Raw genomic sequence first — 14,523 nt, 5'->3', positions numbered from 1 at the left:
CATTGCCTTGACATCCAAGCTTTGGCCGCTATGTTTCGCGCAACCTTTGGGAAGCCGGGCGCACGCCATGCGTAATATTATTACCAAATTCCTCATCGCCGTCGTACCCAGGCACACCGCCGGGGATGGCTAGCTGCCATCCACAAGACAGGCGGTGTGCATGGGCCCTCTTCGGGGCCTTTTTTATTTCCCGAACCAGACTGAACAAAGCCGCTGACAACAGCGCATCCGGAGCAAGCCAATGAGCGACAAGAGCCACGATCCGAACCAGATGACCGGCGCCGCGATGATCGTCCGCGCGCTCATCGATCATGGCGTGACCGACATTTTCGGCTATCCCGGCGGCGCGGTGCTTCCGATCTATGACGAGATCTTCCAGCAGAGCGAGGTCCAGCACATCCTGGTCCGCCACGAGCAGGGCGCGGGCCACGCCGCCGAGGGCTATGCGCGCTCGACCGGCAAGCCCGGCGTTGCGCTGGTGACCTCCGGTCCCGGCGCCACCAACATGGTGACGCCGCTGACCGACGCCCTGATGGACTCGATCCCGTTGGTCTGCATCTCCGGCCAGGTGCCGACGCATCTGATCGGCAATGACGCCTTCCAGGAATGCGACACGGTCGGCATCACGCGTCCCTGCACCAAGCACAACTGGCTGGTGCGCGACGTCAACGACCTCGCCAAGATCCTGCATGAGGCCTTCTACGTTGCGACCTCGGGCCGTCCCGGCCCGGTGCTGGTCGACGTGCCCAAGGACGTGCAGTTCGCAACCGGCACCTATCATCCGCCGCGCAAGTCCGACGTGCACCGGTCCTACGCGCCGCGCGTCAAGGGCGATGCGACGCAGATCCGCAAGGCGGTCTCTTTGCTCGCGAACGCCAAGCGTCCCGTGATCTACAGCGGCGGCGGCGTGATCAATTCCGGCCCCGAAGCGCCCAGGTTGCTGCGCGAGCTCGTCGAGGTCACCGGTTTTCCGATCACCTCGACTCTGATGGGCCTCGGCGCCTATCCGGCCTCGGGCAAGAACTGGCTCGGCATGCTCGGCATGCACGGCACCTACGAGGCCAACATGACGATGCATGACTGCGACGTCATGCTGTGCGTCGGCGCGCGCTTCGACGACCGTATCACCGGCCGCGTCGATGCGTTCTCGCCGGGCTCGAAGAAGATCCACATCGACATCGATCCGTCCTCGATCAACAAGAACATCCGCGTCGACGTGCCGATCATCGGCGACTGCGGCAACGTCCTCGGCGACATCCTCCAGGTGTTCAAGGCGGAGGCGAAGAGGCCGGACATCAGGTCGTGGTGGCAGCAGATCGCGCAGTGGCGCGCCCGCAACTCGCTCTATTACAAGAAAAGCAATGACGTCATCCTGCCGCAGCACGCGATCCAGAGCCTGTTCGAGGCGACGCGCGGCAAGGATACCTACATCACGACAGAGGTCGGCCAGCACCAGATGTGGGCCGCGCAGTTCTACGGCTTCGAGGAGCCGCATCGCTGGATGACCTCGGGCGGTCTCGGCACCATGGGCTACGGCCTGCCGGCCGCGGTCGGCGTGCAGGTGGCGCACCCGGACAGCCTCGTCATCGACATCGCGGGCGACGCCTCTGTGCAGATGACGATGCAGGAGATGTCGACGGCGGTTCAGTACGAGCTGCCGATCAAGATCTTCATCCTCAACAACCAGTACATGGGCATGGTGCGCCAGTGGCAGCAACTGCTGCATGGCAACCGCTTGTCGCATTCCTACTCCGAGGCGCTGCCGGATTTCGTGAAGCTCGCGGAAGCCTATGGTGCCGTCGGCCTCCAGGTGCACAAGCCGGGCGATCTCGATGGCGCGATCCAGGAGATGATTTCGGTCAAGCGTCCGGTACTGTTCGACTGCCGCGTCGCCGCGCTCGAAAACTGCTTCCCGATGATCCCCTCCGGCAAGGCGCACAACGAGATGCTGCTGCCGGAGCAGGCCAACGAGGAAGCCACGGCCAAGGCGTTCGCCGCCGGCAAGGCTCTGGTGTAAGCGCGATGATGCAGCAGCGACGAGCGGCCTTCCTTCGCCTCTCCCCGCTTGCGGGGAGAGGCCGGATTGCGCGTAAGCGCAATCCGGGCGAGGGGGAGTCTCCGCGAGTCCAGCTGGCACCGTCCCCGTGGAGACTCCCCCTCACCCCCACCCTCTCAGCGCGAGCGAAGCTCGTCGCGGCCCCGCAAGCGGGGCGAGGGAGCAGACCGACCGTGGGGCTACAATGTTCGACCTGACGGAGCTCGAGCGCGCACATGCGATCGTGGGGCAGGCGGTGCCGGCAACGCCGGCGCGCGGCTGGCCGCTACTCGCTGAACGGCTCGGCACCGAGGTCGTGGTCAAGCATGAGAACCACACGCCGATCGGCGCCTTCAAGGTGCGCGGCGGCCTCGTCTATCTCGAACGACTGAAGCGCGAGCGGCCGAATACGCCGGGCATCATCTCCGCGACGCGCGGTAACCATGGTCAGAGCCTCGCCTTTGCCGCAAGCCGCCACGGCGTGCCGGCGGTGATCTATGTGCCGCGCGGCAACTCGGTCGAGAAGAACCGCGCGATGAAGGCCTTTGGTGCCGAGCTCGTCGAACACGGCGAGGACTTTCAGGCGGCACGCGAGGAAGCCGAGCGCCGCGCGCAGTTCGCCGGGCTTCACATGGTGCCGTCGTTCCATCCTGACCTCGTGCTGGGTGTCGCGACCTACGCACTGGAGCTGTTCAGGTCCGCACCCGATCTCGACGTGCTCTACGTGCCGATCGGGCAGGGCTCCGGGATCTGCGGCTGCATCATGGCGCGCGACCTGCTCGGCATGAAGACCGAGATCGTCGGCGTGCAGTCGACGGAAGCGCCGTCCTATGCGCTGTCGTTCGCGGCCGGCAAGATCGTGACGACCGAGACCAGCAACACGCGCGCCGACGGCATGGCAACGCGCATCCCCGACGAGGACGCGTTCGCGCTGATCCGAAAGGGGGCTGCGCGGATCGTGCAGGTCACCGACGACGAGGTCGCCGCCGCGATCCGCGCCTATTGGACCGACACCCACAATCTCGCCGAAGGTGCCGGCGCAGCCGCGCTGGCCGCGGCGCTGCAGGAAAAGAGCAAGCTGAAGGGCAAGCGCGTCGGTCTCGTGCTGTCCGGCGGCAATATCGATTTCGATCTGTTCCGCCTTTGGGTCGGGACGGACGCGCCGGCATTGGCGTGACGGAGAGACAAGAGGGGACGACCATGAACCAGCCCGCATCCGCCTATTTCATCGAAGACCGCCACGATCCCAACGAGACGCATACGCTCGCGGTGCTCGTGCAGAACGAGCCGGGCGTGCTCGCGCGCGTCATCGGCCTGTTCTCTGGTCGCGGCTACAACATCGAGAGCCTCACGGTCTCGGAGACCGAGGCTCAGAAACATCTGTCGCGCATCACCATCGTCACGACGGGCACGCCGATGGTGATCGCGCAGATCAAGAACCAGCTCGACCGCATGATTCCGGTCTACCAGGTCGTCGACATGACCCAGACCAAGCGCTCGATCGAGCGCGAGCTCGCGATGGTGAAGGTGCGCGGGCAGGGCGAGCATCGGGTCGAGGCGCTCAGGCTCGCGGACGCGTTCCGCGCCAGGGTGATCGACGCCACCACCGAGAGCTTCGTGTTCGAGATCACAGGCAATACGGACAAGATCAACCAGTTTATCGACCTGATGCGCCCGCTCGGCCTCGTCGAGGTCTCGCGCACGGGTGTTGCCGCGATCGGTCGCGGGCCTGAGGGGATGTGAACCATGCTGGCGCGCGACTGGTATTACAACGAGCGGAACCGGATGGGGATCGAGCCCGCGGTGGCGTCGATCTACGACAACCATGACGATGCCGATCTGCGTGCGCGCGCCGCGCTGAAAACGCTCGGGGTCCAGCGCGGATGGCGCATCGCCGATATCGGCTGCGGCAATGGCGTGCTTGCCACCGAGGCGGCGCTGATGGGCGCCGAGGTCGACGCCATCGATATCTCGCCGGCGATGCTGGCGCTCGCCGAGATCTACGCACGCGATCGCAAGGCGCCGGTGCGCACCCAGTCCGCCGGCCTGCTCAGCTTCGCTTATCGACCCGAGTCCTATGACCTCATCGTCAGTGAATTCACGCTGCATCACCTGCCGGATTTCTGGAAGGCGGTGGCGATGTCGCGGATCTTTCGCGCGCTGAAGCCGGGAGCGAGCTTTTACCTGCGCGACATCGTCTACGCGTCGATGCCTGACGCCGTCGAGCGCGACGTCGAGCAATGGGCCGACTTTCAGATCAAAAACCACGATTTCTCGCGCGAGGGCGTGGTGGCGCACATGCGCGACGAGTATTCCACCTTCGGCTGGGTGATGGAGCGGATGCTGACCGACGTCGGCTTCACGCTGGTCTCGGCCGACTACCACGCGCCGATGCACGGCACGTATCTGCTGCGGAAACCGAAAGCCGGCGAGCAAGGCTAGACCGAAACAAACAGGGCTGCACGACAAGGCAGAACCGTAAAGAACAATGAAGCCGGCCGACATCCTCATCGCCGTCATGGTGGCGATCATCTGGGGGCTTGCCTTCCTGGCGAGCCGGATCGCGCTCGACGAGCTGTCGCCGGAGTTGATGACGGCGTTGCGCTTTACGATCGCCGCGGTGCCGTGCCTGTTTGTCCGCAGGCCGAAGGTCGCCTGGTCGCTGCTGATCGCGATCAGCTTCACGCTGTTCCTCGGTCAGTTCCTGTCGCAGGCCTACGGCATCGCCCACGGCGTGCCGGTGGGCCTGACGAGCGTCGTCGTGCAGAGCCAGGCGCTGTTCACGATCGGCTTTGCCGTGCTCGCGTTCGGGGAGCGGCCGACGCCGATGCAGACGCTGGGCATCGTCGTGGCTGCGGTCGGCCTGCTGATGATCTGCGGCACCGTCGGCTATGATTTCAGCGTTCCCGCCTTTGCGGTGCTGATGATCTCGCCGGTCAGCTTTGCCGTCGGCAATCTGCTGCTGCGCCGCGCCCGCGGCGTGCCGATGTTCGACCTGTTCGCCTGGTTGTGCCTCGCCTCGGCCGTGCCTTTGTTCGCGCTGGCGCTGATCGCCAACGGGCCGGCCTCGACCTGGACGTCGCTGACGCACATGTCGCTGAGATCGGCGCTCTGCATGCTGATGCTCGGCGGCATTTCCACCAGCATTGCCTATTGGCTGTGGGGCCGTCTCTTGCGCGACCATCCGGCGGCGCAGGTGGTGCCCTTCGCGCTGCTGGTGCCCTTCGTCGGCTCCGCCGCCTCCAGCATCGTGTTCGGCGAACGGTTCGGCCCGCTGCGCCTCGCCGGCATGCTGACCGTGATCGGCGGTATCGCCGTGATGGTGCTGGCGAAGCGCCCGCAAGTCCTGCCGAAGACGGCGTGAGGTGAACATGGCCTACTCGCTGTTCTATGCCTTCCTTGCCTTCATGGTGGTGATGTACTTCACGCCCGGGCCGAACAACATCATGCTGCTGTCCTCCGGCCTGACCTACGGCTTCCGCCGCACCATCCCGCACATCGTCGGCATCGTCATCGGCTTTGCCTTCATGGTGGCCACCGTGGGCCTCGGGCTTGGCACAGTGTTCCTGGCCTATCCGATCCTCCAGGGCATTCTGAAATACGCCGGTGCGGTCTACCTGATCTATCTTGCCGCGGTGATCGGCATGTCCGGTCCGACCAGGCCGGGCGAGGAAGACGGTCGCGGTCCGATGACGTTTTGGGGGGCGGCCATGTTCCAGTGGATCAACGCCAAGGGCTGGGTGATCGTGATCGGCACCATCACCGCTTACGCGGCGATTGCCCACTTTCCCATCAACATCGTGATCCAGACCCTGATCAGCCTGCTCGTCGGCACCGTCTCGACCGTGGTCTGGGCGCTGTTCGGCACTGCATTGCGGCCGATCCTGACCTCCGAGCGACTGGTCCGCGCCTTCAATATCCTGATGGCGATCCTGCTGCTGGCCTCCCTCTACCCCGTTTTCATGGATGCATGATGTCGCGGATTTCCATGCAGAAACGGGTTTCCCTCAGGGCTGAAAATGCTCTAGACAGCCCCCGAAATCCGCAAATTTCACCCTTCGGACACTGACCATCGGCCGATTTCGGCCCTGAACGAGGAAACGACCTATGCGTGTTTATTACGATCGCGACGCCGACCTGAACCTGATCAAGGGCAAGAAGGTCGCCATCGTCGGGTACGGCAGCCAGGGCCACGCCCATGCGCTCAACCTGAAGGATTCCGGCGTCAAGGAAGTCGCCATTGCGCTGCGCAAGGGCTCGGCCTCGGCCAAGAAGGCGGAAGCTGCCGGCTTCAAGGTGCTGGAAGTTGCGGAAGCCGCCAAATGGGCCGACCTCGTCATGATGCTGACCCCGGACGAACTCCAGGGCGACATCTATCGCGAGCACCTGCACGACAACATGAAGAAGGGCGCCGCCCTCGTGTTCGCGCACGGGCTCAACGTCCACTTCAACCTGCTCGATCCGCGCGCCGACCTCGACGTGCTGATGATCGCGCCGAAGGGCCCCGGCCACACCGTGCGCTCGGAGTATCAGCGCGGCGGCGGCGTGCCCTGCCTGATCGCTATCGCCAAGGACGTCTCGGGCAACGCCCATGACCTCGGCCTCTCCTACGCCTCCGCCATCGGCGGCGGCCGTGCCGGCATCATCGAGACCACCTTCAAGGAAGAGTGCGAGACCGACCTGTTCGGCGAGCAGGTGGTGCTCTGCGGCGGCCTGGTCGAGCTGATCAAGGGCGGTTACGAGACCCTGGTCGAAGCCGGCTATGCGCCCGAGATGGCCTATTTCGAGTGCCTGCACGAGGTGAAGCTGATCGTCGACCTGATCTATGAAGGCGGCATCGCCAACATGAACTACTCGATCTCCAACACCGCCGAGTACGGCGAGTACGTCACCGGTCCGCGCATCATCACCGACGAGACCAAGAAGGAGATGCGCAAGGTCCTCGCCGACATCCAGGGCGGCAAGTTCGCCCGCGACTGGATGCTCGAGAACAAGGTCAACCAGACCTCGTTCAAGGCCACCCGGGCCAAGCTCGCCGCGCACCCGATCGAGGAGGTCGGCGCGAAGCTGCGCGACATGATGCCCTGGATCAAGAAGGGCGCGCTGGTCGACAAGTCGAAGAACTGACGGCTACGCCGTCATTCCGGGTTCGCGTTAACGCTCGCCCCGGAATGACGAGCGAAGCACAAGCTTCACTCGCCAAACCAAATCTTAAACCGTCGCGGCCATGGTGGAGCGAGATCGCGGACTGCGGTCTCGCTCTTTCCTTCTCGCGCGAAGCATTGTTGCTTCATTCAAATTCTTCGCGAGTTGGCGCGGTCATAGAGCGCCAAGAACTGACGCTTAAACCACATTCTTGGCATCGCGTCGTTTTCAGAGCTTTTTCAGAAGCCCGATTTCATCAAAAGCGATGCGTCTTCAAGGCTAAGGATCCTGCTCTTTATTTCGGCCGCGCCGCGCAGGGCCTGCTGCGGTCGACCGACCTCAAGCGCATCCAGATTGCCGGCTGCGCCCTGGTCTACGGTTTCGCCCGGATGAACCTCGGCGGCCGTTTCCTCGCTGGGGCGTCGGGGAGAGCGAGGTCGAGCGGTGGGCGGACGGGGTGATCGACCTTTTCCTCGCGGGGATCGTTAAGGGCTGAGGCACAAGGCGCGCGGCGCTTCGCCACCCACCGCCATTAAGCGAAGGTCGGGCCGCGGCGCACGTTGCCTGTCATTGACCATTCCGTTACAGTTTTATGACACGGTGCAGGTTTCCGGCTGCGCCGGACGCCCTAGCCGTCTCGAGGACCGGCCAGACGGCTTCGCATACCCGCGCCGGACCAGAGTTGCGTGCCGTCGATGGCGTCCGCGCCGAATCCAGGTCCTTCTGCCACGACCGCCGTACTGGCGAGCGTCGCCGCGCTCGGCATCTGGCGGCTGCTCGCCGTTGCAGCGCCGCATCTGGCTGCGCTGGCGCTGATGTACGAGACGGAGACCGATTTCGGCTCGCGCCTGTCCTTCGCTCTTGCCTGGGGCATCCTGAACTTCTTCTGGATCACGCTGTTGCGGCGCCCGGCGCTGTCGGGCGCGCTGTCCCTGACCATGGTCGTCCTGCTGGTGCTGCTCTCGCGGCTCAAGCACGACGTCGTCCAGATGACCGTCAACTTCATCGACCTGATGATGATCGACCGCGACACCGTCGCGTTCCTGTTCACGATCTTCCCGAATTTGCGCTGGTCGGTGATCCTGGCCGGCCTCGTCACGCTGCCGCTGATGTATGCGCTGTGGTGGCTCGATCCGTTCCGCATCCGCCGCCTGCCGGCGCTCGCCTGCAAGCTCGCCTGTCTCGCCGCGCTGGTCGGCTATTCGCTTTATCGTCCGGATGAGGCCTGGCGCGGCTATTACGACGACGGCTATCTCTCGAAATTCTTCCGCTCCGGCGTCAGTTCGGTCTCCGACTTCATCCAGTATGGTCTCATGGAGTCTGCGGCCGCGACCAACGAGCGGCTCGACATGCCGCTGGTCGATGCCTGCCATCCCGCCGGCCGCCGGCCGAACATCATCATGATCCACGATGAATCCAGCTTCGACATCCGCGCCGCGCAGGGCATCAAGGTGCCGCCGCGCTACGGCGATCATTTCAAATCGTGGGACGGCAAGCAGCGCACGTTCCTCGCCGAGAGCAATGGCGGGCCGAGCTGGTTCACCGAATACAACGTGCTCGCAGGGCTCTCCTCGCGCTCGTTCGGCCGCTTCGCCTATTTCGTGACGCGCATTGCCTCGAACCGCGTCGAGCGCGGCCTGCCGCTGGCGCTGCGCCGCTGCGGCTACGACACGCTGTCTCTCTATCCCGCCCATGGCGGCTTCATGGGCGCGCGCAGCTTCCAGATGACGACCGGCATCGAGCGCTTTCTCGATTCGAAGGATCTCGGTGCCAAGGACGTCGAGCCCGACAGCTTCTTCTACGAAAAGGCGCTCCAGCTGATGGGACAGCAGCCGCCGAACAAGCCGCTGTTCACCTTCATCTATCTCGGCGCCAATCATTTCCCCTGGGAAACGCGCTTCCGCCCGGACCTGCTGCCGAACTGGCGCGCGACGGGCAATGCGGCGTCGATCGACGAATATCTGCGCCGACAGGAGATGAGCGCCGAGCAGTACAAGGCGTTCGTTGCCGGCCTGAAGAAGACCTTTCCCGGCGAGCCCTTCCTGATCGTGCGCTATGGCGATCATCAGCCTGAATTTGCGCCGAACCTGCTCGAGCCCGGGCTCGACGAGGGCGCGATCGGCAAGAAGCTCGACGCCTACGATCCGCGGCTCTACGCGACCTATTACGCCATCGACGCCGTCAATTTCGAGCCGGTCAGGAGCGAGGCAGTAATGGACACGATCGACGGCCCCTATCTGCCGCTGGTGATCCAGGAAGCCGCCGGCATTCCGCTCGACCCGTCCTTTGCCGAGCAGAAGACGATCATGCTCCGCTGCAAGGGTCTTTTCTACGGCTGCAAGGACGGCGCGGAAGCGCGGCGGCTGAACCGGCTGCTGATCAATGCGGGGATGATCCGGGGGCTGTAGCCTCTCGCTCGGGTCGCGGACCGTCAACCTGCCGCGAACCTACTGCTTGATCTTTCCCAACAGCCACTTCGCCACCACATCAGGCGAGGAGTTGGCGTCATTGCCGCTGGCGCGCAAGTTCGCCTCGCGCATGGTGGCGATGTCGATCTTGCCGAGCAGCGGCTTGAGCGCCGCCTGCAATCGCTCATCGCCTGCGCGCTTCGGGGCGAGCAGCAGGATGGCATCGTAGGGCGGGATCGCGTGTTTGGGGTCGTCGAGCGTTATGAGATCGTATTTCGCGATCAGGCCGTCGCTGGTGTAGCCGGCGATGACGTCGACTTCGCCGCTGGCGACCGCCGCATACATGAAGTCCGGCTGCATCTGGCGCTGAGCGCCGAACTGCAGCCCATACGCCTTCTGCAGCGCCGCCCATTCGGGGCGTGAGAAGAATTCGTAGTCCCCGGCAATCGACAGCGTCGCGGCATGTGAGGCGAGGTCGGCGATGTCGCGGATACCGAGCGCCTCGGCTTGCTTCCTCGGCATCACCAGCGCATAGGCATTCTCGAAGCCGAGCTCGCCGAGCAGGGTGATGTTGTCCTTGGCGAGCGCCGTCTTCAATTCCGCCACCAGTTCTGCGCGGGGCTTGATGTCGTTGCGATGCAGCTGGTTGGCCCAGAGCGTGCCGGAATAATCGACATAGAGATCGATGTCGCCCGCCTTCAGCGCCTCGAAGATCACGCTGGAGCCGAGGCCCGACCGCGCCGTGGCCGAGAGGTCTGCCGCCTGGAGGCGGTCTCTCAGCAACGCCGAGAGCACATATTGCTCGGCGAAGGTTTTTGCGCCGACCACATAGCCTTGCGACGAGCGTCCGATGGTAGGCACCAGCGTCGCGGCGACCAGTGCCGCGAGCCCGACCGCGCCGAGCCCGCTGCGCAAGCGGCTGCGGCGTCGCAGGCCGCTCTCGATCAGGCCGAGCAGCTGATCGACGGCGAGCGCGAGCAGGGCCGAGGCGACGCAGCCGAAGAGCACGAACACCCAGTTCTGGGTCTGCAGGCCGGCAAAGATGTAGTTGCCGAGGCTGGTCTGCCCGATCGGCGTCGAGAGCGTCGCGGTGCCGATCACCCACACAGCCGCGGTGCGGACGCCCGCCATCATCACCGGCAGTGCCAGCGGCAGTTCGACCATCGCAAGCGACTGCCGTGCGGTCATGCCGACGCCCTTGGCAGCCTCGATCAGCGCCGGATCGATGCCGTTGAGGCCGGTGATGCCGTTGCGCAGCACCGGCAGCATCGAATAGAGCGCCAGTGCCAGCATCGCCGGCAGGAAGCCGAAGGCGGAAAAGGAAATGCCGAACCAGGCCAGCGTGACCGAAGCCGCAAGGAGCAGCAGCGGATAGAACAGCGCGAGCAGCGCCAGTCCCGGCACGGTCTGCACGATGCTGGCGAGCGCGAGCAGGATGCCGCGCGGCGCCGGACGGTTGCGTGTCAGGATCGCCAGCGGCAGGCTGACGGCGAGGCCAAGCGCGAGCGCGGCAAGGCTCACCCGCACATGGTTGCCGAGATAATCGGGCAGATGCGACAGCGCCTCGCCCCAGCGCGGATCGGAGAGGACGCTCATGCCGCACCGCTTTTCGGCAGTAGGGCATTCAGCCGCTCGACCTGGCGCCGCGGCGTGCGCAGCAGCTCGAGCACGTAATCGTCGCGGCTGCTCGAGAGCTCCGCCGGCGTGCCCTGCGCCAGCAATTTTCCGCCGCGCATCACCGCGATGCGATCGGCGAGCAGGATCGCCTCGGTCATGTCATGCGTGATCATCACGGTGGTAAGGCTGAGCCTGCGGTGCAGCGCGCGAAAGTCGTCACCGAGCGCATCGCGGGTGAGGGGATCGAGCGCGCCGAACGGCTCGTCCATCAGCACGATGCGAGGGCTTGCTGCGAGCGCCCGCGCCACACCGACGCGCTGGCGCTGGCCGCCGGAGAGTGCCTCGGGCAGACGATCCCGATGCGATGCGCGGTCGAGCTGCACGAGCTCCAGCAACTCGTCGACGCGCCCAGCGATCGCCGCTGCTGGTTCGCCCAGCAGCCTTGGCGTGATCCCGATATTGTCGGCGACGCTTAAGTGCGGAAACAGCCCGCCGCTCTGGAAGACGTAGCCGATCCGGCGCCGCAGCGCGACCGGATCGACATTCCGCACGTTCTCGCCCTCAACCATGATCGTGCCGCCATCGGCCTCGATCAGGCGGTTCGCGAGCCGCAGCAGCGTGGTCTTGCCCGATCCCGACCCGCCGACGACGGCCAGAAACTCGCCCTCGGCAACGTCGAGCGACACGCCGTCGACGGCTGTGACGGAGCCGAAGCTCTTGCTGACCGTTTGGTAGCTGATCGCCAACTTGGAAGGCATCGCGGCTCGGCTCGCTTTTCTCTTGCCCTCCCCTGGAAGGGGAGGGCCGATCGCGCGCAGCGCGAGCGGGGTGGGGTGATCTGTCCACGCGGGCACCGCCTCTGTGGAGAGACTGTCACCGCACCCGGTCTCACATTTCGCTGCGCTCGTGTGAGCCGACCCTCCTCCTCCAGGGGAGGGTAAGAGCACGGCCAAGCCCATGCGTAGCACGCTTGGCGGCTTGATTGAACTTGACCGCGCGAGAGGCTAAGGCATCGGCCTGAGTTCGGAGGAAACACATGACAACGCCCACGGCAGTGGCACTGGAAGATGCCAAGGTCGCGTTCCGCCTGGGAGACGGCCGGGTCTATACGGCGGTGGAGAAGGCGCATCTGACGGTCGCGCAGGGCGAGTTCGTCGCCATCGTCGGCCCGACCGGCTGCGGGAAATCGACGCTGCTCAATGTCGCCGCGGGCCTGCTCAAGCCGGCCGCCGGCAGCGTCAGGATCTTCGACCAGCCGCTCGCGGGGCTGAACCGGGAGGCCGGCTACCTGTTCCAGGCCGACGCGCTGTTCCCCTGGAAGACCGCGCTCGACAATGTCGCGATCGGGCTCGAGATCAAGGGCACACCGCGCACTGGAGCGCTGCCGCAGGCCCGGAAATGGCTGACCTCGGTGGGCCTCGGGGCCTTCGCGAACCGCTATCCGCACATGCTCTCCGGCGGCCAGCGCAAGCGCGTGGCGCTGGCGCAGGTGCTGATTCGCGATCCAAAAATCCTGCTGATGGACGAGCCGTTCGGACCGCTCGATGCGCAGACGCGCCAGGTCATGGGCAACCTGCTGCTCGACCTGTGGAATGCCGACCGCAAGGCCGTGCTGTTCGTCACCCACGATCTGGAAGAGGCGATCGCGCTCGCCGACCGCGTGGTGATCATGTCGGCGGGGCCATCCTCGCGCATCATCGGCGACTGGCGCGTCAGCCTGCCGCGCCCGCGCGACATCTTCGAGGTGCGCCTCGACAAGGAGTTCCACGCGCTCCATCGCGAGATCTGGAGCGTGCTGAAGGACGAGGTGATGAAGGGATACGCGCAGTCCACCCATGCGGCGGAGGCGGTCTGATGTCGCGCCCGACGCTGTTTGCGCTGCAGGTCCTGGTCGCGGTCGTGTGCATCGTGTTGTGGCAGGTGCTGTCGACCGTCCCCGTCTTCGGCAAGATCCTGCTGCCGCCGTTCTTCTTCTCCAATCCGTTCGACGTGTTCAGCCAGATCGTGAAGTGGTTCGCGTCCGGCGTGATCTGGAAGCATCTGGGCATCACGCTGGCGGAATCGATCCTCGCCTTCGTGATCGGATCGCTCGGCGGCGTCCTCGTCGGCTTCTGGTTCGCGCGCCAGCCGCTGGTCGCCGCGGTGTTCGACCCCTACGTCAAGATGGTCAACGCACTGCCGCGCGTGGTGCTGGCGCCGATCTTCGCGCTGTGGCTCGGGCTCGGCATCTGGTCCAAGGTCGCGCTCGGCGTGACCCTGGTGTTCTTCATCGTGTTCTTCAACGTCTACCAGGGCGTCAAGGAAGTGAGCCGCACGGTGCTCGACAACGGCCGCATGCTCGGCATGAGCGAGCGGCAGCTGATGCAGCACGTCTATTGGCCGTCGGCGCTGTCGTGGATGTTCTCCTCGCTGCACACCTCGGTCGGCTTCGCCGTGGTCGGCGCGGTCGTCGGCGAATATCTGGGATCGGCGGCGGGGCTCGGCTATCTGATCCAGCAGGCCGAAGGCGTGTTCGACGTCGCCGGCGTGTTCGCCGGCATGTTCGTGCTGTCGGCCTTCGTCATCCTGATCGATTACGGCGTCACGCTGGTCGAGCGGCGTCTCCTGGTGTGGCGGCCGACCGCGTCGGATGGGCGCGGGTAGATCAGACTCTGATTGCGAGCCAAATGCTAGGTACGCTCCCTCCCCGCTTGCGGGGGAGGGCTGGGGAGAGGGTGTTTCCCCAATGGGACAATCTCCCAGAGGACAGAACCCTCACCCGCGCCTTCGGCCCGACCTTTCCCGCAAGCGGGAGAGGTGAAAGAGCTCAATCCAGCAGCTTGGTGTCGTCGGGCGCCTGCGGCGGCGTCTTGATGGCGATTGCCTTGACCTGGCCGCTGATCGGCTTGGTGCCGCCATGCGCCGTGCCCTTCGGAATGATGACGAGGTCGCCCGGCTTGACCGTGACCTCCTTGTCGCCGAGCCAGATCGTCCCGGTCCCGTCGAGGATGTACTGGATCTCGTTGGTGTTGGGATGCATGTGCTTGGGCACGTTGCCGACCTGGATCGAGATGGTGGCGCCGTCGGCGCTTGCGAACATCTTGGACCGGAAGCCGACATTGTTGGCAGGGCCGAGCGCATCGCCCTCCATCTCGCCGGTGTGGATGAGCTGTGCGGTGATGTTCTCGGCGGCCAGCGCCGGCCGAAGCAGCTGGTTCGCGCCGCACCCGGCGGCAAAGGCGGCGGCGAGCGACAGCCCGACAACAAGGCGATTCATGGATCATTCTCCCCATCATGAATTGTTCTTGTTCAGCCATGCTATTGCGCCGAAAGGCCGAT

General features: G+C 65.1%; 14 protein-coding genes. 11 read left to right on the top strand and 3 right to left on the bottom strand.

Features of this window, described 5'->3' with window-relative positions; all coding sequences use genetic code 11:
* Positions 1-241: 241 nt before the first annotated feature.
* From ACNJYB_RS28805 to ACNJYB_RS28765, 9 genes are all read left to right on the top strand, one after another.
* On the top strand, positions 242-2,017 hold the full coding sequence (locus ACNJYB_RS28805) for an acetolactate synthase 3 large subunit (protein WP_439369931.1): 1,776 nt from the start codon (positions 242-244) through the stop codon (positions 2,015-2,017).
* Between the two features lie 223 nt (positions 2,018-2,240).
* On the top strand, positions 2,241-3,212 hold the full coding sequence (locus ACNJYB_RS28800) for a threonine dehydratase (protein ID WP_439369930.1): 972 nt from the start codon (positions 2,241-2,243) through the stop codon (positions 3,210-3,212).
* Between the two features lie 23 nt (positions 3,213-3,235).
* The gene (gene ilvN, locus ACNJYB_RS28795) at positions 3,236-3,778 is read left to right on the top strand and encodes an acetolactate synthase small subunit (protein ID WP_080139379.1); all 543 of its coding nucleotides are present in this window, start codon (positions 3,236-3,238) and stop codon (positions 3,776-3,778) included.
* A 3-nt stretch (positions 3,779-3,781) separates the two neighbouring features.
* Entirely contained in the window at positions 3,782-4,477 is a 696-nt protein-coding gene (locus tag ACNJYB_RS28790) for a class I SAM-dependent methyltransferase (RefSeq protein WP_439369928.1), read from the top strand.
* 46 nt (positions 4,478-4,523) lie between these two features.
* Positions 4,524-5,399 carry an EamA family transporter gene (locus ACNJYB_RS28785; RefSeq protein ID WP_439369927.1) on the top strand — a complete coding sequence of 292 codons (876 nt, stop codon included), beginning with the start codon at positions 4,524-4,526 and terminating at the stop codon, positions 5,397-5,399.
* 7 nt (positions 5,400-5,406) lie between these two features.
* Entirely contained in the window at positions 5,407-6,009 is a 603-nt protein-coding gene (locus ACNJYB_RS28780) for a LysE family translocator (protein ID WP_439369926.1), read from the top strand.
* A gap of 133 nt (positions 6,010-6,142) precedes the next feature.
* Complete coding sequence (gene ilvC / locus ACNJYB_RS28775) at positions 6,143-7,162, top strand: ketol-acid reductoisomerase (RefSeq protein WP_027577255.1); 1,020 nt, start codon at positions 6,143-6,145, stop codon at positions 7,160-7,162.
* A gap of 44 nt (positions 7,163-7,206) precedes the next feature.
* A complete protein-coding gene (locus ACNJYB_RS28770) occupies positions 7,207-7,641 on the top strand; it encodes a hypothetical protein (RefSeq protein WP_439369924.1) in 435 nt (144 codons plus the stop codon).
* A gap of 234 nt (positions 7,642-7,875) precedes the next feature.
* Positions 7,876-9,588 (top strand): sulfatase-like hydrolase/transferase, encoded by a 1,713-nt coding sequence (locus ACNJYB_RS28765; protein WP_439369922.1) that lies wholly within the window; start codon positions 7,876-7,878, stop codon positions 9,586-9,588.
* Between the two features lie 39 nt (positions 9,589-9,627).
* On the opposite strand, the gene ACNJYB_RS28760 is transcribed toward ACNJYB_RS28765, so the two are convergent.
* Positions 9,628-11,184, bottom strand: a complete 1,557-nt coding sequence (locus ACNJYB_RS28760) for a glycine betaine ABC transporter substrate-binding protein (protein ID WP_439369920.1) — start codon at positions 11,182-11,184, stop codon at positions 9,628-9,630.
* On the bottom strand, positions 11,181-11,963 hold the full coding sequence (locus ACNJYB_RS28755) for an ATP-binding cassette domain-containing protein (protein WP_439369919.1): 783 nt from the start codon (positions 11,961-11,963) through the stop codon (positions 11,181-11,183). The genes ACNJYB_RS28760 and ACNJYB_RS28755 overlap by 4 nt, the downstream gene beginning before the upstream one ends.
* Before the next feature lie 278 nt (positions 11,964-12,241).
* Here ACNJYB_RS28755 and ACNJYB_RS28750 point away from each other — a divergent pair, with 278 nt between their 5' ends.
* A complete protein-coding gene (locus ACNJYB_RS28750; RefSeq protein ID WP_439369917.1) occupies positions 12,242-13,060 on the top strand; it encodes an ABC transporter ATP-binding protein in 819 nt (272 codons plus the stop codon).
* Entirely contained in the window at positions 13,060-13,848 is a 789-nt protein-coding gene (locus tag ACNJYB_RS28745; RefSeq protein ID WP_212376374.1) for an ABC transporter permease, read from the top strand. The genes ACNJYB_RS28750 and ACNJYB_RS28745 overlap by 1 nt, the downstream gene beginning before the upstream one ends.
* A 163-nt stretch (positions 13,849-14,011) precedes the next feature.
* On the opposite strand, the gene ACNJYB_RS28740 is transcribed toward ACNJYB_RS28745, so the two are convergent.
* Entirely contained in the window at positions 14,012-14,461 is a 450-nt protein-coding gene (locus tag ACNJYB_RS28740; protein ID WP_439369916.1) for a cupin domain-containing protein, read from the bottom strand.
* Positions 14,462-14,523 lie beyond the last annotated feature (62 nt).

This window comes from Bradyrhizobium sp. SMVTL-02 (genome assembly GCF_051853005.1).
GTDB lineage: Bacteria > Pseudomonadota > Alphaproteobacteria > Rhizobiales > Xanthobacteraceae > Bradyrhizobium.
The sequence above is the reverse complement of the archived record's forward strand: the minus strand, read 5'-3'. Positions and strand labels throughout refer to the sequence as shown.

Coding starts and splice junctions, on each gene's coding strand:
- ACNJYB_RS28750 (WP_439369917.1), top strand. CDS start 12,242: ATGACAACGCCCACGGCAGTGGCACTGGAAGATGCCAAGGTCGCGTTC.
- ACNJYB_RS28780 (WP_439369926.1), top strand. CDS start 5,407: ATGGCCTACTCGCTGTTCTATGCCTTCCTTGCCTTCATGGTGGTGATG.
- ACNJYB_RS28785 (WP_439369927.1), top strand. CDS start 4,524: ATGAAGCCGGCCGACATCCTCATCGCCGTCATGGTGGCGATCATCTGG.
- ilvN (WP_080139379.1), top strand. CDS start 3,236: ATGAACCAGCCCGCATCCGCCTATTTCATCGAAGACCGCCACGATCCC.
- ACNJYB_RS28745 (WP_212376374.1), top strand. CDS start 13,060: ATGTCGCGCCCGACGCTGTTTGCGCTGCAGGTCCTGGTCGCGGTCGTG.
- ACNJYB_RS28800 (WP_439369930.1), top strand. CDS start 2,241: ATGTTCGACCTGACGGAGCTCGAGCGCGCACATGCGATCGTGGGGCAG.
- ACNJYB_RS28790 (WP_439369928.1), top strand. CDS start 3,782: ATGCTGGCGCGCGACTGGTATTACAACGAGCGGAACCGGATGGGGATC.
- ACNJYB_RS28805 (WP_439369931.1), top strand. CDS start 242: ATGAGCGACAAGAGCCACGATCCGAACCAGATGACCGGCGCCGCGATG.
- ilvC (WP_027577255.1), top strand. CDS start 6,143: ATGCGTGTTTATTACGATCGCGACGCCGACCTGAACCTGATCAAGGGC.
- ACNJYB_RS28755 (WP_439369919.1), bottom strand. CDS start 11,963: ATGCCTTCCAAGTTGGCGATCAGCTACCAAACGGTCAGCAAGAGCTTC.
- ACNJYB_RS28740 (WP_439369916.1), bottom strand. CDS start 14,461: ATGAATCGCCTTGTTGTCGGGCTGTCGCTCGCCGCCGCCTTTGCCGCC.
- ACNJYB_RS28760 (WP_439369920.1), bottom strand. CDS start 11,184: ATGAGCGTCCTCTCCGATCCGCGCTGGGGCGAGGCGCTGTCGCATCTG.
- ACNJYB_RS28765 (WP_439369922.1), top strand. CDS start 7,876: ATGGCGTCCGCGCCGAATCCAGGTCCTTCTGCCACGACCGCCGTACTG.
- ACNJYB_RS28770 (WP_439369924.1), top strand. CDS start 7,207: ATGACGAGCGAAGCACAAGCTTCACTCGCCAAACCAAATCTTAAACCG.